The organism is Entomomonas asaccharolytica, assembly GCF_016653615.1.
Classification (GTDB): Bacteria; Pseudomonadota; Gammaproteobacteria; order Pseudomonadales; family Pseudomonadaceae; genus Entomomonas; species Entomomonas asaccharolytica.
The window spans coordinates 1064747-1085497 of sequence record NZ_CP067393.1; the positions used below are offsets into that span (position 1 = coordinate 1064747).

Below are 20751 nucleotides of genomic sequence, written 5' to 3' on the forward strand. Positions count from 1 at the left end.
TTTTATTTTGAACTACTCAATTAAAGTGTGGATATTTATGCCTATGCAATTCAGAAAAGCCGTTTTATTGTGTTGTTTAACCTTTTTTTCAGTAACTGGCTTTGCTGCTGAAAAAACCATAAATAAGCCAGTTTATGGTCGTTATGAAAAGATTAAAATGATGGATCTTAATGGTGCTTTAATTCCTGCTAAGATTGATACAGGTGCTATGACAGCTTCCTTGAGTGCTACTGATATTAAAATGTTCAAAAAAGACGGAGAGGATTGGGTACGTTTTACTCCACAGGTAAAAGGACAAAAGCTCAGTGCTGTAGAACTTCCATTAGTACGTGTTGGTAAAATTAAGCGCCGTGCAGCAGATATAAGTGATGTTACTATAGATTCTGAGGATGATTCAGATGAGGAAGATCCAAACTATACTTATCGCCCAGAAGTCGAAATGAAAGTATGTATTGGTGACCAACTAAAAACCATTAATGTTAATTTAACTGATCGTAGTTCTTTTAGTTATCCTTTATTAATTGGTGCAAAGGCTCTGAGACAGTTCAAAGCAGTAGTTGATCCAAGTTTAAAATATCAATTAAAAGCTACTTGTGCAGTTAAATAGAAAAATTAGAAAAGAAAAGTTCTGTTAATGGAAATAATATGCGTGCACTGACATTACATTTAAAAATTCTTATTGCTATATTGGTAGGTATTGGACTATTTTCCATAGCTTATCAAGTTTTTGTATTGAAAATCCCTGTACAAGAGAATGAGCGGGGTAATTATTGGACCATTGATGCTAAAATAGATTTTTACGTACGTGGTTCTAAACCTGTACGCGTACAATTTTTTGTACCTTCTGAACAAAATGGTTATCTTAGGTATATTAAGTCAACGGATAGTTTATTAGCGAAAGACTATGGTAGTAGCATTGAAGAAGATACCTATGGTAATCAATTATTAACTTTATCATCACGTCGTGAATCAGGCTTACAAACCCTTTATTATCGTTTGGCGTTAACTGAACGCGATAGTTTAACCACACCCAAACCAATTAAAGGTAAAACTTGGCGCGAAAGTATTCCCTTAACAGAACAACAACAAGTTGCTACTAAAACATTAATTGATAATATTCGTCAGAAATCTCTAGATACTGCAACATTTATTACAGCAGCTATTAAAGCAGTAGGTGATGTAAAGAATGATAATGTTAGCCTGTTATTGGATAATAATAATACAATTGATAATAAGGTAAATGTATTAGAGTTATTGTTATCACAAGCACATATACCTATTCAACGCGTTCATACGGTTCGTTTGATAAGAGGAACAAATCAAAAGCCAGAGCTTTGGATTAGAAGTTATATTGCACCAACTGTTGTTAAATCGAATGCAGATAAAAATACTAACAAAACAACTACTGCTAATAATACAGGTTCATGGGTTTATTTTAACCCCGAAACGGGTAAAACGGGTTTACCTGATGACCGTATAATTTGGTGGGTAGGTGATGATGAATTATTAAGTGTTGATAATGGTAGCCAAGCAAAAGTAACCTTTAGTATTGATAACTCAGAGTTAGCTGCTAAAGGTATTATCTCACAAATGGCTAATCAGAAAGATGCAAGTAGTTTTATTACTTACTCTTTATATAGCTTACCTATCCAAGTACAAGATACCTATAGTGTCATGATTATGATTCCTATAGGGGTTTTAGTTATTTTGATATTACGCAATATTGTAGGCTTACAAACATTAGGTACTTTTACCCCTGTACTGATAGCGCTAGCCTTTAGAGAAACAGGCTTAGGTTTTGGTATTTGTCTATTTACAGTTATTGTTGCCCTTGGTTTATCTGTTCGTTCTTATTTAGAGCATTTGAAACTGCAAATGTTACCAAGGCTTTCAGTCGTATTAACCTTTGTCGTGGTATTGATTGCTGCAATTAGTTTATTTAGCCATAAGTTAGGCTTAGAGCAAGGGTTATCCGTTACTCTATTCCCTATGGTTATTTTAACAATGACGATTGAACGACTTTCAATTACGTGGGAAGAGCGTGGCGGTACCAATGCCTTTAAAGTGGGTGTAGGTACACTATTTGCGGCTTCTTTAGCTTATTTAGTTATGAAGATTCCTGCTTTAGTTTATTTTATATTTACCTTCCCTGGAATTTTATTAATATTGGTAGGGTTTATGCTTGCAATGGGTCGTTATCGTGGTTATCGCTTAACAGAACTACGTCGTTTTAAAGCTCTGTTAAAAGAGGATTAATTGCATGTTGTCATTGTGGAGAACGTGGAAGCAATTAAAAGCCCGAGGTATTATGGGAATTAATCAGCGTAATGGCGATTATATTCTCAAGTACAATAAGCGCGAATATTATCCAGTAGTGGATGATAAGATTATTACTAAAATGCGTGCTATAGAAGAAGGTATACATGTGCCAGAGCTTTATGGCATTATTGAAACAGAGCACGATATTAGTAAACTCAACACCATTTTAGCAGGACGTACTGATTTTGTTATCAAACCAGCGCAGGGTGCTGGGGGTGATGGTATTATCGTTATTGCTGATAAATTTGACGAAAAAAGATATAAAACAGTTTCTGGACGTATGATTTCTCATTCAGAAATTGAATATCAAATTTCCAGTATCTTGACTGGATTGTATTCACTAGGAGGCATGAGAGATCGTGCGCTTATTGAATACCGTGTAACACCAGACTCTATTTTTAATAGTATCAGTTATGAAGGTGTACCTGATATCCGTATTATTGTATTAATGGGTTATCCTGTGATGGCTATGTTACGCTTGCCCACTCGGCAATCAAGTGGTAAAGCTAATCTTCATCAGGGGGCAATCGGGGTCGGTGTAGATTTAGCCAGTGGTGTCACCTTAAAAGGTACATGGTTAAATGAGAAAATAGATAAACACCCTGATACCAACAACTTTGTTAGTGGCGTACAGTTGCCAGATTGGGATAATTTTATGCGTCTGGCTACTCGCTGTTATGAACTTTCTGGGCTAGGCTATATTGGCGTTGATATGGTATTAGATAAAGATCAAGGCCCACTAATTTTAGAGCTTAATGCCCGTCCTGGTTTAAATATACAAATTGCTAATGACACAGGTTTGGCAATGCGTAATAAGATTGTTGAAGCGCATATAGCAGCCTTAAAGAAAAAACAACGTGTAGAAACTCCTGAGGAAAGAATGCGTTTTTCTCAGGAGCATTTTGCAGTAAATTTTAATAAATAGTTTGTTAAAGTATGATTAGTTGTACCCAAGCTATCTTATCTATTATTAACAATATCAATAATAGATAAGATAGCTTGGGTATTTTTGATATAATGCTGTATATTATGGCGAAGAGTCGACTATACTAACGCATTAATCACAATTATGGATTGTTGTTGATGAATAAAATAATTTATCTTATTGTTGCTGTTTTAGTTATTGGTGGCATTGTTATGTTCCAAACGGGGGGGGATAACACAGCTACGCCTACTGTAATAGTAAATTATAAGGAAGGCGAAATCATTGCTCAAAACAGTGAATATTATCGTAAGTTTATGGGCAAAAATACTGATAACTTCTATGTAGTACAGGATTTTTACTCAGGATTTGATACTAAACTTACTAATCCATTTACTTTAACCAGAGCCGAACACTTAACACGATTACCTACTACTGCCATTAACGATAGTGGTTATTATGCTTCTCTATCAATTTATCGGACTTTCCGCCTATGGACAAAAGAGGGCGACCCTATTGAAGAGTTGAACTTTATGGACGGTAAAGTCGATGGTCCAGCAATCAAATGGTATCCTAATGGACAGCAAATGTATCAGCGTTATTACAAGGGTAATGTGCCTGATGGATTATGGTCAGAGTGGTATGCAAATGGTCAATTAAAGTCAGAAGGACTATATGCAGATAATAAACAAATAGGCCCTTGGCGCATATGGTTTGAAGATGGATCACTAACCAGTGAGGTTTTTTATACAGATGGTATAAAAGATGGTTCATCAGTAGTTTATAACCAAGCGAGAGTAAAGCTTGAAGAAGGTAATTATCGCCAAGGAAAGAAACAAGGGATGTGGCATTTTTCTGATCAGTTAGGCGAAAACAGTTGGCAAGGAGAATATCAGGATGATATGCCAATAGGAAAATGGCAATGGTTCTTTGAAGATAGGAAGATAACTGAAGGTGAATATCAAAATGGATTGAAAGAAGGTATATGGACAGAATACGATGGCAATGATAACAAAACCAAAGAAATTACTTATAGAAAAGGTCAAAAAGTTTCAGAAAAAACATTTGAAAAATCTGAGCCTGAGCCTGAAACTGAAGAAACTACTGATCTTTAGCTGATAGTAAATGATTGGTGCTTTGTATAGCCACTAACTAAGTAAAGTTTTTGTATGCTAGAAATTGTAGAGTGAGATAATTAAGATCTAGCACAATTATTTATTTTGATATTTAGATAAATAGGTATTTATTTTGTTAAGCAAGAAAACATCGGATTATTATAAAGTAATTCCTGTGTCACTACATAAGGAAGCCGATGCATTAATCGACTATGTAAGATATTTTCCTTACCAGTTTCCTACAGAATGTCCATATTGTGCTTATCATTCATTTCGTCAAACAAGCCATATCAATACAGCAGGGCAGCCTCGCTTTGTTTGCTACCGTTGTAAAAAGAATTTCAGCCAATTAACAGGTACTTATTTTGCACAGATGAAGCAAATAGAGTTATGGCCTGATTTTATTTGTTTACGTTTAGCGGGTATTTCCCTTATAAAGATACAAGATATTTTAGGAATGTCGAATCATGCGGTAACTAATCGAGAAAAAGTTCTACGTCGTATGATTAAAGATCTATTTCCTAACTTAGCGGCTTGGTGGTTACCACATCACCAATGGCAAGATCGTCGTTTAACTCAGCAAGTAAAAGACGAAAAAAAGACATTTATTAGTTTCTTAGATAAATTAGTTTATCAGCAAACCATTGATTGTCCTGAATGTGGTAATAAGGGGGTAAAAAGAGTAGAGCTATCTAAACATCGTCCTTATTTCGTGTGTCATCGTTGTAAAACATCTACTAATCTATTGAAAGGTACAGCCTTCTTTCGGTTGGATCACATGGAATTATGGCATTCCTATGTTGAATGTTTAGTTAAAGGTGAAAGTAATTTAACCATTCAACAGCAATTAGATATTTCTCATAGTTGTGCATTAAATTGGCGTAAACGCTTTATTAAACAAATGCAAACAATGGGACTTAATGAATTAGTGTACTGGATAAAGTGGCAGTGGGGGCGTCGTCAAGCTGCTATCAGGGGGAAGGCTAATAAGAAACAGCCAAAGCAAATAGCTCAATCAAACTCATCTAAATAAAGTAATATTATGAACTTAAATTATAAGCTTGTTTTAACAAGAATATAATCTTTCTATAGGCTATATCTTAAGAAATAGTCTTGTTGTATACATCCAAATAGTGCGTATTAATAATGGATTATTATTCTGCAGTCTGTTGAAAAACAAGTAAATATATCCTTAATTAATTCTTTAATGATTTTTATTGAAATAGCTATTTACAAGTGTTTTTTTCTAATCATGAGTTTTATACCCTATAATGATGATTATTTATTATGATAATGGCCTGTTACTATATAAAAAGGATTAATAGTGATAAAAAAGAAAATACCTGATTATTATAAAATTATTCCCGAAAATTTACATAAAGATGCTGATGCATTAGTTGATTATGTCAGGTATTTTCCATACCAGACGCCTAGCCAATGTCCCTATTGTGATTACCATTCATTTCGTCAGGCTACAGAAGTTAATGCTGTTGGTCAGCCGCGTTTTAATTGTAATCGTTGCGAAAGAAATTTTAGTCAATTAACAGGTAGCTACTTTGCCTATATGAGCCATATGGAATTATGGCCAGACTTTGTTATTTATCGTTTATCAGGCTTATCATTTCAAAAAATCAGCCGATTATTAAATATCTCCGAAAATGCTTGCCAGATACGGGAAAGAAAACTCTATAAAATGATGGAAGAATTGTTTCCTGCATTATATCAATGGTGGAAACCTCATCATGAATTTAAAGATAGAAAGGTAACTGACAAAGTAGCAAAAGAGCGTGCAGCTTTCTTAAAATGGTTAAAAACACGTATAGAACAACAAACAGCAAATTGTCCAATTTGTGGTAAGTTTATTAAACAACGTGCTTATGTTGGGGGGCATTTTGGCAAACTGTCGCAAAATAAAAGTAGACCTTATTTTGAATGTAGCCGTTGTCGCAAAAGTTTTAGCGTGTTTAAAGATACACCATTAGACAAACTTACTCATATCGATCTTTGGTTACCTTTTGCCAAAGGGCTTTGCCAAGGTAAAAGTAATTATCAAATTATGGATACATTACCCACAACCATTATGAAAAAAACAGCCAGTAATTGGCGCAACAAGTTTATTGAACAAATGAAACTAATGGAGCTTAATGAGCTAGTATTTTGGTTAGAATGGCAGCGTAGTCGTAATAAAGGGGCGGAGACTCGCAAAGTAAAACAGCGAGAAGCTAGACAAAAAAGTAAATCTAAAGATTAGTTATTGAAATATATAGATATAGCAGTAAAAACTTTTAATAAGCTTGTTTAAAAAATAGCCTGCAAAGCAAATGGATGATAGTTTCTTGATCTATTTTAGTCTTATAACTGTTAATAAAGTTAAGGATTAGGGTAAACTAGACACTATGACTATATAAAACAGGAGGTTATTATGGCGAAAACGTTAGCAGAATACCTAACTGAGTGTTATCAACAGTTAATCAAACATTGTTATCATAATGATGGCACGCCTATTTTTGAGCAACACAAAATAGACCGTGTCACCGTTGCATGTGAGTTTGATTTACTGGTGCTAATTAAAGGCGAGTTTTCTTCTCTAGAGAAAATAGCCATGCTAACTGCTAAAGAATATTGGTTATATGAAGCTTTAGAACTAACCCCTGTTATGCAACTATTAGCACAAAAGTTATCAGATGGTTTAGCTTATAAGACCCCTAAAATAAGAGCCAAAAGAAAGTGTTTGCTAGCATTATTACAAACCGATGGTGAAAATTTATTCGATAGTTTAGAAGCTTTTTTTGAAAACTTTGCAATAATGGATGTTCCCATGATAATGGTTAAACCCGTGTTAGATAACCATTTTGAAGGGGTATTAAAGAAAATAGACTATAGAACCAAAGAAGATAATAGTAAGTTTTCTTTTAACATAGGTTAGTGTTTTGCAAAAAAACTATCTCTAACTAAATGACAAACCTAATCTACTGATTTATGTTGCCAAGCATAAGGATAGGCTAAGCTAGGCTTACAATCATTAAAAACTATGCTATATTGCTAAATTATTCGGCTAACTCCGTGTAATCAGGGAATTATGAATATCAAGCTAACTGATAAAGAAAAAATCAAAGTTAATGATCCAGATGATCTATTTGCAATTATGCAACGTATATTATTGCGTGATAATAAAATAGATCAAGATAAGGAACATTTTTGGATTGTGGGAATGAACCAAGCAGGGTTAATTCTCTATATCGAGTTAGTCAGTTTGGGTGGTACTAAATCTACGATTGTTGAACCCATGAAAGTATTTCGCGTAGCTGTAATGAAAAATGCTACCAGAGTGATTGCAGTACATAACCACCCTGCAGGTTCAATGACACCTTCTACCCAAGATAAAGATATTACAGATCGTCTTATTCAAGTAGGTAAAATCTTAGATATATAACTAGATGATCATCTAATCATTAGCCCAACCACCTATATAAGTTTTAAAGCATTAGGCTTAATGGATGAGCTAGCCCAAAGCTTAAAATATGTACCTACTTACCAAGTAGTAGAGCAAATTAGAAAAGAAGAAAAGGCCATTGCAAGGGAAGCTATTAATGCTGAAAAAGAGCATCGTAAAAAAATAGAACTACAACTAGCTTCTGCTGTAGATTTTTTATTAAACAAAGATATCCCAACCGAGCAAATAGCAGAAATCTTAGGTATTTCTATTAAAGAAGTTGAGAAAATTATTAGTAAGAAATCTTTTAAATAAAAAATTTAAAAATATCTATTTAAGAAATCATCATTTGTTATTAATGACATTTATAATATTGATTTCCAATAATTGTAGCCAAAAGAAATTTTTTGTAATTCATTTGCTCCACTAATAATATCAATAATTTTGTCTTGTGATAATCCTCCTCTTAGCGAAGTTTTTATTATATCTTCCATATAACTTATTGTTTCATTGGAATTTTCTTTAAACCTATCACATAGTCTTAGTCTATAATAATGGCTTTCTATGATACAGTATAAATTTTCATCTATATTATTGGAGTTATTAAGATAAAAATGTGGAACAATTACATTTTTATCTATTTCATATTCAATAAATAAATATTGTAGGTTTGGCAGTTGATCTAAATATAGATTAAGGAATATTCTTCTTTCATTTTCTATCCAAGAAGCATTTTTATGGCTATTACAAGTAGTACAACTTGGAAATAGATTTTTCGGATTTACTACAAATTCTGGAAACTTCTCTTGTGGTAAATAGTGATCAAAAGAATTTATTTCACTAATAGTACAATTGGGACAAGTATTGATTATTCTATTGGTATCTGTAGTTGTTAATGCTATTTTTAATTCTTTTATTATCTTACTTTTATAAGAGTAGAGTTTCTTTAAATCATCTTTCTCATTTATTGAGAATGGTGATATATCCATTAGTTCTAATGAGTTTTGTATAAAATAACTATCATATAAAGTAAAACGATTACTAATCTGGCTTTCTAAAATTTCTATTCGGGATTTATATGAAGGATCATTACTAGTATTTTTTTTACGTAATAGTACTGCTTTATGAAAATCCATTGAGTTATCTGAATAATAGTTAATGTTTTTCATAATTTTTATTAGTAATCCTTTATATATTTTAATTTATTAAGCTTTTAATATATATGCGAGCGTTCAAGCTAAGGGGAACATTATCATGCTCAAGTAAAGAAACTATATCTTCATAGTTTTTTCCTGAATTAACTAATCGTTCTATAATTTTTTTATATTGTTTTGGTATTCCTTTATTACCAAAAATTTCTTCAGTAAGAATGCCAATATTTTCACCAAATGATTCCATTGCAATGCGTCTAATGGAGGGTGTATTATGATCTCGCTCCATAATATATACATTTTTAGAGAAAAGTTCTCTTATAACCAATGGGGAATGAGTAGTTATAATACAAAATGAGTGAAATTCTTCTACTAACTCATATATAGTATTCATTAATTCAGTAATAGCATTTGGATGTAAATGCGTTTCTGGTTCATCATATAGTAATAAAGAGTTATAACGGATATTTGCAATAATTTCTGTTATGATATATAACATAATTGTTTGGCCAGAGCTAAGCTTATCTTTTATTTCATTAAATCCTTTAATTTTGACTTCATAGTTATTGAGATTTTGTATGTTATTATCATCAAAATCGTCGATTTCTTCAATTTTTATTAGAAAAAGATCAATTAGGTCCTGATCAACAAAAGTCAATAAAATTTTTCTCCATTTATCAATACGTCCAAAATTTTCTATTTTTTTCCAGGTATTATGAAATCTTAAAACTAACCCACGATCTGTGTAGTTTTCATCTTTGTTTTTTCTGATACCACAATAATGATAATTAAAAGTTGTAGATTTTCGAGGAATATCAAATTTATCAAATACACTGTATGAAACGGAAATGATTTTACTAAATAATGGTATTTGTGGAGAAAATAGTTTCTCATTTTGTTGTGCTATATTAATAGGTAATGAGCTAATTAATTGAGTTTTACCTGTACCATTTTTCCCAATTATTGCATAAATTTGATTAGGAATAATTTCATTTTTATTATCATTGTCATCAAAGTCAAAAATTATATCTGTTCCTTTTTCTGAGTAAGCTGGTATAAATGTATATTTAAAACTATAAAGATTTGATAGATCATATCCCATGATCTTGTGTCTAGCTATTCTTAAAAGGCTTTCAGCATTATCATATCTTATTAATGAGTTTATAAAATTACTATTACATTCAAAACAATCTTGTATGTCTGGAAAGAAGGCAGTGTCTTTAAGGGCGTATAGAATGCTGTGGAATTCTTTATCAAATAGTTCTTTTAATTTTGAATAATACTTATAACTTTGCCCTAAGGAACAAAAATTATGATCAAGGTTAGTAAATTTATTAGGAAGATATTGGTCTGTTTCTTCTTCCTTATTATAAATAATTTTAGTTTCACCGATATATTCAATGTTGTTGTTTGGATGTGAATAAAAAAATAAATCATAACTACTCCATACCCCATAATCATTCCAACCAGTATTGGATACTAGAACAAAGGCAGGATATGTTGTAGGTGGAGTATGTGAGCTTATACGATTACTTCTTCCCTTTGGATTTTTTTCAACGTAAAAAATAATATCATTTTGTTTTATATCGAGTGGTTTACTATCGTCTTTTTCACCAATTTTATATATTGGGTTTTCATCATCGTAATCTTGAAGAAATAATGAGAGATCATGTTTTTCTAAATAAGGATTAATTAAAATAAGATATCGAGTTATTTCATCTTCAGAGTTTCTAAACTTTGGAGAAATAATGGTTTCAATAAACTTTATAAAATTTTCTTCGTTTTCAAATAAATCTAATCTTTCTTTGAAGAGATAATCATAACTATAGTCGTCATTATTTATTAAGTGCTGAAAAAACTCTCCAGAAGCATTTTTATATCGATTATCCATTGATTTTATAGCACTTAAATCCCATATTTCTTCTAAAAATGAGATAATATTATCATCATTACTAGTATCAATATCACCAAATGCATTCGGTTCTTTTTTTAGAAGATTGTATAATTCAAGTTTTGTTTTCTTTGGTATTTTTTTCATCGATTTTATAAATTATTCCTTATAATTTATTAAATAATAGATATTATTTAGTTATTCTTAAGTAATCAAGCATCCTCTTGGAATTATTAAAAAAAGAAAGTACTATTTGATAGTACTTGTATTATAAGGCATGTTTCAGTTAGGGAAAGTTAAGTTTTTATAATGTTTCAATTTTTAGCTAAGTTTTTATTTATAAATAATAAAGTTATGCCTAGCTAAAAACTAGGCATAAAAGAAATTAATGCCCACTACAACCACAACTACCGTTACCACAACATTCATCATCTTCTGCTAGGGCTGGGCCTTCTTCCATTGCTTCTAGCTCTAGTTGTAAGCTAACTAGGTTGGTAGCCATAGGGCGTAGTACTAGGTTTGTAAATTCTGTATCATTTTCGGCTACATCAGTACCAATAAATAATTGGCCGCTAATATTTTGTACCCATAGTTCTTTGCCATTTAAAATAATAGCAAAGCGGCCACAGTTGGTTTTTTGGGTATTGCCATCAGTATCTTCTAGTAGTAATTCAATTGTTTCGTTCATGGTATATTCTCTTAATAAATAATGGTTAAGCTAGTGTTTGGATAGCTTGTTCAAAGCGTTTTAAGCCTTCTTTAATATCGGCTTCTTCAATAATCAAGCTAGGGGCAAGACGAATCACTTCTGGGCCTGCTTGTAATAGCATTAAGCCCTGTTGTTCAGCCGCCTGTAAAATCTCTTTAGTACGTTCTTTCCAATCTGGAGTAAGTACACAACCAATTAATAAACCTTTGCCACGTATTTGCGAGAAGATATTGTATTGTTTACCAATACGTTCTAGTTCTTGTTGAAATAGGGCACGACGTTTAGTAACTCCCTCTAATACTTCGGGTGTGTTTACAATATCAACCACTTTATTAGCAACAGCACAGGCTAATGGGTTGCCACCATAGGTTGTACCATGCACACCTACTGAAAAACTTTTGGCTATCTGTTCTTTGGTAAGCATTGCGCCAATAGGGAAACCACCACCTAAACATTTAGCATTGGTTAAAATATCGGGGATTACATTATAGTGCATATAGGCAAATAGCTTGCCAGTACGCCCCATACCTGTTTGTACTTCGTCAAAGATAAGTAATGCATTGTATTTATCACAAAGCTTTCTAACACCTTCTAAATAGGCTTGATCTGCTGGTAAAACACCGCTTTCACCTTGAATAGGTTCAAGAATTACGGCACAGGTTTTATCAGAAATAGCGGCTTCCATTGCTGCTAAATCGTTGTAAGCAATATGAGTAATGCCTTCAATTTTAGGGCCAAAGCCACTAGAGTATTTAGCTTGGCCGCCAGTGCTTACAGTAAAGTAGGTGCGGCCATGAAAGCTATTAATGGTGGAGATAATTTCATATTTATCTTCGCCAAAGTTATCAAAGGCATAACGACGGGCTAATTTAAGCGCGGCTTCATTGGCTTCTGCACCTGAGTTGGAAAAGAAAGCACGATCAGCAAAAGTAGCTTCTGTTAGCTTTTTAGCCAGTTGTAAAGCAGGTTCATTAGTGAAAATATTGGAAACATGCCAAAGCTTATGAGCTTGTTCAGTTAACGCTTCAACAAGGGCTGGGTGGGCATGACCTAGTACATTAACCGCAATGCCGCCTGTAAAATCTATATAGTCTCGTCCCTCCTGATCCCACACTTTAGAGCCTTGTCCCTTAACGGGGATAAATTTAGCAGGTGAATATACAGGAACGATATAACGATCAAAATCAGTACGACTTACAGTAGACATTTTAAGTGCTCCTAGCATTTAATGGATAGCGGACAAATTATAGCACTGAATTAAAACAAAAAAGGCGTCTTTGGTAAGACGCCTTTTTGGTATTCGAACAATGAATTGCTTATTTCTTACCGAAACCACCAAAACGTTGTTTGAAACGATCAATACGACCACCAGTGTCTAATACTTTTTGTTTGCCAGTGTAGAAAGGATGGCAAGCAGAGCATACGTCAATAGTGATGTCTTTGCATAAGGTTGAAGCAGTTTCAATAACATTACCACAGCTACAAGTAGCTTTGATAGCTTCGTATTTTGGATGGATATCAGGTCTCATTTAAGTTTCCTCAGTGTAAGCGTGCCGCCACTTAATTAGTATTAACAAAAACTAAGCACCGCACAGAAAATTGTGGCGTATTATACCAAAAAACAAGGTAACTGCAAGTTGCTTTTAAAGCTTAACGCTTATCTGCAATCATGCCTATAAACACCATAATAAGTAATAATATGGGGAATAAACTGTAATAATTCAAGTAGCTTAGTAGTTGTTTAATTAGCGCAGGTACAAAGTTAATAATAAGACCAAACACTAGCATATAAACAATAGCCAGAATAATAACCCTAAATACGATATTCATGGTACCAATTAGCCGTTGAATATATTTGCCTAGAGTAAGCCCAAATAGCACTAATAGCACTGCTACTAGGGCGAGTGATATTTGATCTAGATGGCGATCACACCAACGGGAAAGGGTAACAATAAAATCAAGTAATATATCCATAGTTTAATCTAAAAAATATTCCAATAAGTTGTTTAAAAAAAGAAAACCTTGTGGAGTGGCTACTAGTCGTTTATCACTGGTGGCTAGTAAACCAGCTTGTCTTGCTTTTTGACAAGTTTTTTCGATGGTGGCTAAGGTTAAATAAGTACGTTCTGTAAAAAAGTGAGTGGGTACACCTTCTTTTAAGCGTAATGCATTCATCATAAATTCTACAGGTAGCTCTTCATGAGTTAATTGTCGTTCGCCTGCTTGGTAAGGTTTATTAGGTGCTAGATAGTCTTTAGGTACACGGGTTTTCCAGTTACGGTAAATAGTGCCATTCGGTTGAGTTAGCTTGCCATGCGCTCCTGCACCTATGCCTATAAAATCACCAAATGTCCAGTAGTTAAGGTTATGCTTTGCTTGTGCATTGGCTGATTTTGCGTAAGCGGAAATTTCGTATTGTTGAAAGCCATTTTCAGCTAGTAGAGATTGCCCTTGTTCTTGGATAGCCCATAGTGCCTCATCTTCTGGTAATACAGGAGGATGTGACCAATATGCGGTGTTAGGTTCGATGGTTAGTTGATACCAAGAGAGATGATCTGGTTGTAATGCAATGGCTTGTTGTAAATCAGCGATAGCTTGTGCGGGTGTCTGTTGTGGTAAACCATGCATCAAGTCGAGATTCAAGCGCGTAAATCCTGCTTGATGAGCCATTTCAGCCGCTTTTATGGCTTCCTGTGCTGAATGAATACGCCCTAAAGCTTGTAGCTGTGTGCTGTGAAAACTTTGAACACCAATAGATAAACGATTAATCCCCAGACTAAAATAATCAGCAAATTTTTGTTGTTCTGCTGTGCCAGGATTTGCTTCTAGTGTAATTTCTATATCGTCGGCTAAGGTAAGTTGTTTGCTAATACCATTAAGGAGAAATTCAAAACTGTTAGCAGAAAATAGGCTAGGCGTACCGCCCCCTATAAAAATAGACTGAATAGGGCGTTGTTGCGCTGCATCCAGTTCTAAAGCAAGGTCTGCTAATAAAGCTGTTATATATTCTTGCTCTGGTAGTTGGTCATGTGTGGTGTGTGAGTTAAAATCGCAATAGGGACATTTACGCACACACCAAGGAATATGAATATAGAGTGATAGTGGTGGTAATGTGATAGCTTGGTTCATTAAATGGTTAAACGCTGTTTTAATAATGCCATAGCCTTAGCACGGTGGCTAAGTTGATTTTTTAGCTCTGGTGATAGCTCAGCGCTTGAACATTGTTGTTCGGCGACCCAAAATAGGGGGTCATAGCCAAAACCGTTAGTACCTCTTGCTTCAAATAGAATACTGCCTTGCCAGATGCCTTCACAAATAATGGGCATAGGGTCATTTTCATGACGAACTAAGGCTAGTGCGCAAATAAATTGAGCAGTGCGTTGCTGTTCTGGAATATCTTTTAATTCGTTAAGTAATTTAGCATTGTTGGCTTGGTCACCTGCATTACCTGCATAGCGTGCAGAATAAATACCTGGTGCACCTTGTAAAATATCCACAGCTAGACCTGAATCATCAGCTAGGGCAGGTAATCCTGATACTTTGGCTGCATGTCGTGCTTTTAAAATGGCATTTTCCACAAAACTAAGCCCTGTTTCTTCTGGCTCAATAGATGAAAACTCTGCCACAGAGTGAACTTCAAAGTGATCACCCAACATTTTTTGTAGTTCTTTTAGTTTACCTTGGTTATGGCTGGCTAATACTAGCTTTTGGTGGTTAGTCATTGTGTTCTCAATTTACTTACTAAATATTGGATGTTAATTGGTAAATACCAATTTCACTCATCAGGTTTGGCCATAAACGGGTTAGCATTGTATCGTGATGTTGGCTGTTAACTGCTAATCGTTGTAATACCTTTGCGCCTAGTTGTTTAGTTAAGTTTTCAAAATCCTTAAAGGTACAAAAGTGGATATTGGGTGTGTTATACCATGTATAAGGTAAAAATTCTGATACTGGCATTTTACCTTTGAGGCTAAGGTAAAGACGACAACGCCAATGACCAAAATTGGGAAAAGTGATAATGCAGGTTTTACCAACCCGTAACATTTCTTGTAGTAGTCTATCTGGGTAGTGTACTGCTTGAATGGCTTGGGTCATAATTACTACATCAAAACTTTGGGTAGCAAAGTTGGCAAGCCCTTCATCGAGGTTTTGTTGAATAACATTAACCCCTTTTTGCAAGCATTGGTTGATATTGGCAGGATCAATTTCTAAACCGTAGCCACTAACTGCTTTATGTTTTGTTAAATAGGAGAGTAGCTCACCATTACCACAGCCTAAGTCTAGGATTCTACTATTGTTAGGAATCCATTCTTGGATAATTTCTAAATCAGCACGCATTATATTCACCTTAAATAACAATACGTTGCATATAGGTTGTAAAAGCTTCTTGATACCTTGGAATTGGCATTAAGAAAGCATCATGACCTTGTGGTGCATCGATGTCTAAATAGCTTACATTTTTACCTGCGGCAACCAGTGCATCAACTATTTCTTTTGAGCGAGCAGGGGAGAAGCGCCAATCTGTAGTAAATGATATTAAGAAGAAACTAGCGTTTACATGGGCAAAAGTGGTAGCAAGATCACCATTGTGTTTGGCAGCAGGATCAAAATAATCCAAGGCTTTAGTCATTAGTAAATAGGTATTGGCATCAAAACGGCCTGAGAATTCTTCACCTTGATAGCGGAGGTAGCTTTCTACTTGGAATTCTACATTATGAAAATCATAGTTAAGCTTTTCATGTTTTAAGTCACGACCAAACTTCTGCCCCATCGCATCGTCAGATAGGTAGGTGATATGCCCAACCATACGTGCTAACATTAAGCCACGTTTAGGAATAACCCCTTGTTCTTGGAAGTTACCCTCTAAAAAGTCAGGGTCAGATAAGATAGCTTGTCTGGCTACTTCATTAAAAGCAATATTTTGAGCTGAAAGTTTAGGGGCGGCAGCAATAGCCACACAATGACGAAGGCGGTCTGGGTAGCTAATAGCCCATTGCATGGCTTGCATACCGCCTAGACTACCACCTACGACTGCTGCCCATTGTACAATACCTAATTTATCCGCTAATCTGGCTTGGCTATTTACCCAATCTTCCACAGTGACGATAGGAAAGGTAGAGCCATAGGGCTTATTGGTTTCTGGATTAATACTGGTTGGGCCAGTAGAACCATTGCAACCACCTAGATTATTAATACTCACTACAAAGAATTTATTGGTATCAATGGGCTTATTAGGGCCTATATAGTTGTCCCACCAACCTGATTTTTTTTCGTCTTCTTTATGATAACCTGCGGCATGGTGATGACCTGAGAGTGCATGACAAATTAACACTGCATTACTACGATGCTCATTTAATTTGCCATAGGTTTCATAGATAATTTCATAACCAGCAGCCAACTCTTTGCCACAAGCTAGTCTTAGTGGTTTATCAAATGACATAATCTGCGGTGTGACGAGCCCTACAGAATCCACAGGAAAATTAGTTGTCATTGATAATTCCTTATTAAATAGAAATAACCCAATCTAAATTGTTACCCAATTAGCTTTGCAATAAAGTTACTGATAAGAAACAGTAATATCAGTGCAATCATCGGCGTGATATCAATAATTCCAATAGGGGGGATAACACGACGTAAAGGAGCCAATATAAAATTACTAATTTGCTTAATCAATATAGCTGCTGGCGCTCTACTGTCTGGAGCGATCCATGACAAGATGGCATTCCCAATGAAAATTAAGAACAGTAAATATACAAAAGTATCGAGTAAAGCTATAAATGAAACAATCAGTATATTAACAAAGGCTAGGAGAATATTTTGACCTTGTAGCAAGAGTAAGATGATGATGATAATCAGTTGTACTATATAGGCCAGAATAATAGAAGCAAAATCTTGTCTGCCAATGCTAGGAATTATTTTTCTAATTGGTTTTAGTAAAGGGTGAGTCACTTTTACTATAAACTGGCTGATAGGGTTATAAAAGTCAGCACGCGCCATCTGTAGTAAAAAACGTAACAGAATGATGGAAATATAAATCTTTCCTAGCAAAGCAATAATCATTAATAAAATATTTAAACCTGTCACTTGAATCTACCTAGTATTTTACTGTGTGCTTTAAGCAAAATGTTAATTTTAAGGGAAAATAGCAAGTAATGAAACAGGCCTATTGTTAAACTTTATAATTTCTTTCACCAAAAATAGCTGTGCCGATCCGCAGCCAAGTGGCACCTTCGGCAATTGCAGCTTCCAGATCATAACTCATACCCATGGAAAGAGTATCTAGATAGAGATTAAGCTGTTGATTAATATTATCTTTTAATTTTCTTAAAGTAGCAAAAGCCATATGTTGTGCTTGTTTATCATCGGTTGGTTCAGGAATAGCCATCAGTCCCCTTAATTGCAGCTTTGGCATTGTATTAATTGCTTCAACCAGTGGTATAAGCTCGGCAGGATTACAACCTGATTTACTTTGCTCACCGCTAATATTAACTTGTATGCATATTTGTAATGGGGGAAGTTCCAAGGGGCGTTGATTATTTAATCGTTCAGCAATTTTAAGACGATCAACTGAGTGAACCCACTGAAAGTTTTCAGCAATATCTTTGGTTTTGTTGGATTGAATTGGCCCAATAAAATGCCAGATTAATGGTAAGTTATTGAGTTCTGACTGTTTTTGTAAGGCTTCTTGTAGGTAATTTTCACCAAAATTGGTGATACCACATTGAAAAGCTTCTTGAATGGCTTTGGCAGGTTTAGTTTTACTAACAGCCAGTAAATATATTTGCTTTGGATCTCGTTTAGTAATGGCAGCTATTTGAATGATACGTTGCTGAATAAAATCAATGTTTTTACTTATTTCTGACATTTATAACCTGTAAGTCGATGTGTAATATAGTCAAGATGTGATATATTTATAAACAATATTAACATGCTTTCATGGATTATTTGATTTTATTTGGAGGTTTAAAGCATTATGGAAATCACTGAACTATTAGCGTTTAGCGCAGAACACAAAGCATCAGACTTACATTTATCTGCGGGATTACCGCCAATGATCCGTGTGGATGGGGATGTACGTCGTATAAACCTCCCTCCTTTAGATCATAAGCAAGTGCATAGCCTTGTTTACGATATTATGAATGATAGACAACGTAAGGAATACGAAGAAAACTTGGAAACAGACTTTTCTGTTGAAGTTCCTGGTTTGGCACGTTTCCGGGTAAATGCTTTTAATCAAAATCGTGGCGCAGCGGCCGTATTTCGTACCATTCCTTCTAAAGTATTAACCATGACCGAGTTAGGCATGGGCGATGTATTTGAGAAAGTTTGTAATAATGATCGTGGTTTAGTGTTGGTAACAGGACCTACGGGTTCTGGTAAATCAACTACACTTGCAGCTATGGTGGATTATGTTAATGCCACCCGTTATGAACATATTTTAACCATTGAAGACCCTATTGAATTCGTTCATGAATCTAAAAAATGCCTTGTTAACCAACGTGAAGTTCATAGGGATACCTTAGGATTTAATGAAGCTTTACGTAGTGCACTGCGTGAAGACCCTGATATCATCCTTGTAGGTGAAATGCGTGACTTGGAAACTATTCGTTTGGCATTAACTGCCGCAGAAACTGGTCACTTGGTATTTGGTACATTACATACCAGTTCAGCTGCAAAAACCATTGACCGTATTATTGATGTATTCCCAGCTGCTGAAAAAGCAATGATCCGTTCCATGCTCTCGGAATCATTACAAGCAGTAATCTCACAGAAATTGATTAAGAAGATTGGTGGGGGCCGTGTTGCTGCCCATGAAATCATGATTGGTACACCTGCCATTAGAAACTTGATTCGTGAAGATAAGGTTGCACAAATGAACTCTTCTATTCAAACGGGCGCTCAAGTAGGTATGAAAACTATGGATGCTAGTTTGAGGCTGTTAGTTGAGAAAGGCTTTATTGAAAGGATTTATTTGAAAAAAACGGATTAATTAATAATTATTATATTAGATTTATTTTAAAAATTTATATGTATTTATTTTTATGTAGGTAGTGAGATGGAGTTTGAGAAATTATTACAGTTCATGGTTGATAAGAAAGCCTCTGACTTATTTTTAACAGTGGGAGTTCCACCTTGTATTAAAGTTGATGGCAAGTTATCTCCATTACCTGTAGATAAACTAAACGGAGACAGGATGAAAGAGTTGGCTAGGTTATTAATGACCGAACGCCAACAAAAAGAGTTTGCTTCTACACAGGAGTGTAACTTTGCAGTTAGTTATCCTGGAATTGGACGTTTTAGGGTGAGTGCTTATATTCAGCGTAATCAAGTGGGCATGGTATTACGTCGGATTGTTACTGAGATTCCTAGCCTAGAGCAGTTGGCCTTACCGAGAATTATCAAAGACTTAGCCATGGTAAAACGTGGCTTGGTCTTGTTCGTTGGGGCTACAGGTGCAGGTAAATCTACTTCACTAGCAGCGATGGTAGATTATCGTAATACTCATTCTACAGGGCATATTATTTCGATTGAGGACCCCATCGAATATTTGTTTAATCATAAGAACTGTATTGTAACGCAACGGGAAGTTGGGCTTGATACAGAGTCGTTTGAAATTGCTCTTAAAAATACCTTACGTCAGGCACCTGATGTTATTATGATTGGTGAGGTACGTACCCGTCAAACCATGGAGTATGCATTGGCTTTTGCTGAAACTGGGCATTTATGTTTAGCGACCTTACATGCTAATAATGCAAACCAAGCATTAGATCGTATTATCAGCTTTTTCCCAACTGAACGTCATTCGCAAGTATGGCTAGACTTATCATTAAATCTACGGGCGATTGTAGCGCAGCAATTAATTCCTAATAAAACGGGTGTAGGTCGTCAAGCAGCTGTAGAAGTATTATTAGGAACACCACTTGTATCGGATATGATTCGTACAGGTCAAGTAACAGAGTTAAAAGGCATTATGTCTCGTTCCGTTGAGTTAGGCATGCAAACCTTTGACCAAGCCTTATTTGATCTATTTGAGAGAGGTTTAATCTCTTATGAATCAGCATTAGCTTGTGCAGACTCTGTAAATGACTTACGTTTAATGATTAAATTAAACTCTGAGAAAAATGTTAAAGCTTCCTCAAGTGAATTATCAGGTGTCAAATTAAAAGACTATGATGACGAAGAGGATGATGATATTTAATCACTAATAAAA

The 20751-nt window shown here is 34.8% G+C and carries 23 protein-coding genes; 11 read left to right on the plus strand and 12 right to left on the minus strand.

All coding sequences use genetic code 11. The features are described from left to right. Positions 1–43 precede the first annotated feature (43 nt). The 9 genes from JHT90_RS04830 (at position 44) to JHT90_RS04870 (ending at position 8104) form a co-directional block, all read left to right on the plus strand. Positions 44–607, plus strand: coding sequence for an ATP-dependent zinc protease family protein (locus JHT90_RS04830; RefSeq protein ID WP_201095773.1), 564 nt, complete (start codon positions 44–46; stop codon positions 605–607). Between the two features lie 38 nt (positions 608–645). After that, a complete protein-coding gene (locus JHT90_RS04835; RefSeq protein WP_201094763.1) occupies positions 646–2256 on the plus strand; it encodes a UUP1 family membrane protein in 1611 nt (536 codons plus the stop codon). 4 nt (positions 2257–2260) lie between these two features. Beyond that, positions 2261–3244: an alpha-L-glutamate ligase-like protein gene (locus JHT90_RS04840; protein ID WP_201094764.1), complete on the plus strand. Its 984-nt coding sequence runs from the start codon at positions 2261–2263 to the stop codon at positions 3242–3244. Positions 3245–3402: 158 nt separating this feature from the next. Next, entirely contained in the window at positions 3403–4356 is a 954-nt protein-coding gene (locus JHT90_RS04845) for a toxin-antitoxin system YwqK family antitoxin (RefSeq protein WP_201094765.1), read from the plus strand. A gap of 175 nt (positions 4357–4531) precedes the next feature. Then, positions 4532–5389 (plus strand): hypothetical protein, encoded by an 858-nt coding sequence (locus tag JHT90_RS04850; protein WP_201094767.1) that lies wholly within the window; start codon positions 4532–4534, stop codon positions 5387–5389. 291 nt (positions 5390–5680) lie between these two features. Beyond that, the gene (locus JHT90_RS04855; protein WP_201094769.1) at positions 5681–6607 is read left to right on the plus strand and encodes a hypothetical protein; all 927 of its coding nucleotides are present in this window, start codon (positions 5681–5683) and stop codon (positions 6605–6607) included. 171 nt (positions 6608–6778) lie between these two features. After that, positions 6779–7282, plus strand: a complete 504-nt coding sequence (locus JHT90_RS04860; RefSeq protein ID WP_201094771.1) for a hypothetical protein — start codon at positions 6779–6781, stop codon at positions 7280–7282. A 153-nt stretch (positions 7283–7435) separates the two neighbouring features. Further along, positions 7436–7789, plus strand: a complete 354-nt coding sequence (locus JHT90_RS04865; RefSeq protein ID WP_201094773.1) for a JAB domain-containing protein — start codon at positions 7436–7438, stop codon at positions 7787–7789. A gap of 60 nt (positions 7790–7849) precedes the next feature. After that, on the plus strand, positions 7850–8104 hold the full coding sequence (locus JHT90_RS04870; RefSeq protein WP_201094775.1) for a hypothetical protein: 255 nt from the start codon (positions 7850–7852) through the stop codon (positions 8102–8104). A gap of 50 nt (positions 8105–8154) precedes the next feature. Here the strand turns inward: JHT90_RS04870 and JHT90_RS04875 are convergent, their stop codons facing one another. From JHT90_RS04875 to JHT90_RS04930, 12 genes are all read right to left on the minus strand, one after another. Further along, positions 8155–8958, minus strand: coding sequence for an HNH endonuclease (locus JHT90_RS04875; protein WP_201094776.1), 804 nt, complete (start codon positions 8956–8958; stop codon positions 8155–8157). Positions 8959–8986: 28 nt separating this feature from the next. Then, positions 8987–10978 carry an AbiJ-related protein gene (locus tag JHT90_RS04880; RefSeq protein WP_201094777.1) on the minus strand — a complete coding sequence of 664 codons (1992 nt, stop codon included), beginning with the start codon at positions 10976–10978 and terminating at the stop codon, positions 8987–8989. A 238-nt stretch (positions 10979–11216) separates the two neighbouring features. Continuing rightward, complete coding sequence (locus tag JHT90_RS04885; RefSeq protein ID WP_201094778.1) at positions 11217–11519, minus strand: topoisomerase II; 303 nt, start codon at positions 11517–11519, stop codon at positions 11217–11219. Between the two features lie 25 nt (positions 11520–11544). Continuing rightward, entirely contained in the window at positions 11545–12747 is a 1203-nt protein-coding gene (locus JHT90_RS04890) for an aspartate aminotransferase family protein (RefSeq protein WP_330893059.1), read from the minus strand. A 109-nt stretch (positions 12748–12856) separates the two neighbouring features. Beyond that, the gene (rpmE, locus tag JHT90_RS04895; protein ID WP_201094783.1) at positions 12857–13069 is read right to left on the minus strand and encodes a 50S ribosomal protein L31; all 213 of its coding nucleotides are present in this window, start codon (positions 13067–13069) and stop codon (positions 12857–12859) included. A 121-nt stretch (positions 13070–13190) separates the two neighbouring features. Next, positions 13191–13514 carry a DUF3392 family protein gene (locus JHT90_RS04900; protein ID WP_201094787.1) on the minus strand — a complete coding sequence of 108 codons (324 nt, stop codon included), beginning with the start codon at positions 13512–13514 and terminating at the stop codon, positions 13191–13193. A 3-nt stretch (positions 13515–13517) separates the two neighbouring features. Beyond that, positions 13518–14669, minus strand: a complete 1152-nt coding sequence (hemW, locus tag JHT90_RS04905; RefSeq protein ID WP_201094788.1) for a radical SAM family heme chaperone HemW — start codon at positions 14667–14669, stop codon at positions 13518–13520. Further along, the gene (gene rdgB / locus JHT90_RS04910) at positions 14669–15262 is read right to left on the minus strand and encodes an RdgB/HAM1 family non-canonical purine NTP pyrophosphatase (RefSeq protein ID WP_201094793.1); all 594 of its coding nucleotides are present in this window, start codon (positions 15260–15262) and stop codon (positions 14669–14671) included. Before rdgB ends, hemW begins: the two co-directional genes overlap by 1 nt. A gap of 19 nt (positions 15263–15281) precedes the next feature. Then, a complete protein-coding gene (gene metW, locus JHT90_RS04915) occupies positions 15282–15878 on the minus strand; it encodes a methionine biosynthesis protein MetW (protein WP_201094795.1) in 597 nt (198 codons plus the stop codon). A gap of 10 nt (positions 15879–15888) precedes the next feature. After that, positions 15889–17031, minus strand: a complete 1143-nt coding sequence (gene metX, locus JHT90_RS04920) for a homoserine O-succinyltransferase MetX (RefSeq protein WP_201094803.1) — start codon at positions 17029–17031, stop codon at positions 15889–15891. A gap of 41 nt (positions 17032–17072) precedes the next feature. Beyond that, positions 17073–17624, minus strand: a complete 552-nt coding sequence (locus JHT90_RS04925; protein ID WP_201094804.1) for a YggT family protein — start codon at positions 17622–17624, stop codon at positions 17073–17075. 85 nt (positions 17625–17709) lie between these two features. Then, complete coding sequence (locus JHT90_RS04930; RefSeq protein ID WP_201094805.1) at positions 17710–18405, minus strand: YggS family pyridoxal phosphate-dependent enzyme; 696 nt, start codon at positions 18403–18405, stop codon at positions 17710–17712. 108 nt (positions 18406–18513) lie between these two features. Here JHT90_RS04930 and JHT90_RS04935 point away from each other — a divergent pair, with 108 nt between their 5' ends. Both JHT90_RS04935 and JHT90_RS04940 read left to right on the plus strand, forming a co-directional pair. Beyond that, a complete protein-coding gene (locus JHT90_RS04935) occupies positions 18514–19530 on the plus strand; it encodes a type IV pilus twitching motility protein PilT (RefSeq protein ID WP_201094806.1) in 1017 nt (338 codons plus the stop codon). A gap of 66 nt (positions 19531–19596) precedes the next feature. After that, on the plus strand, positions 19597–20739 hold the full coding sequence (locus tag JHT90_RS04940; RefSeq protein ID WP_201094807.1) for a PilT/PilU family type 4a pilus ATPase: 1143 nt from the start codon (positions 19597–19599) through the stop codon (positions 20737–20739). The last annotated feature ends 12 nt before the right edge of the window (positions 20740–20751 follow it).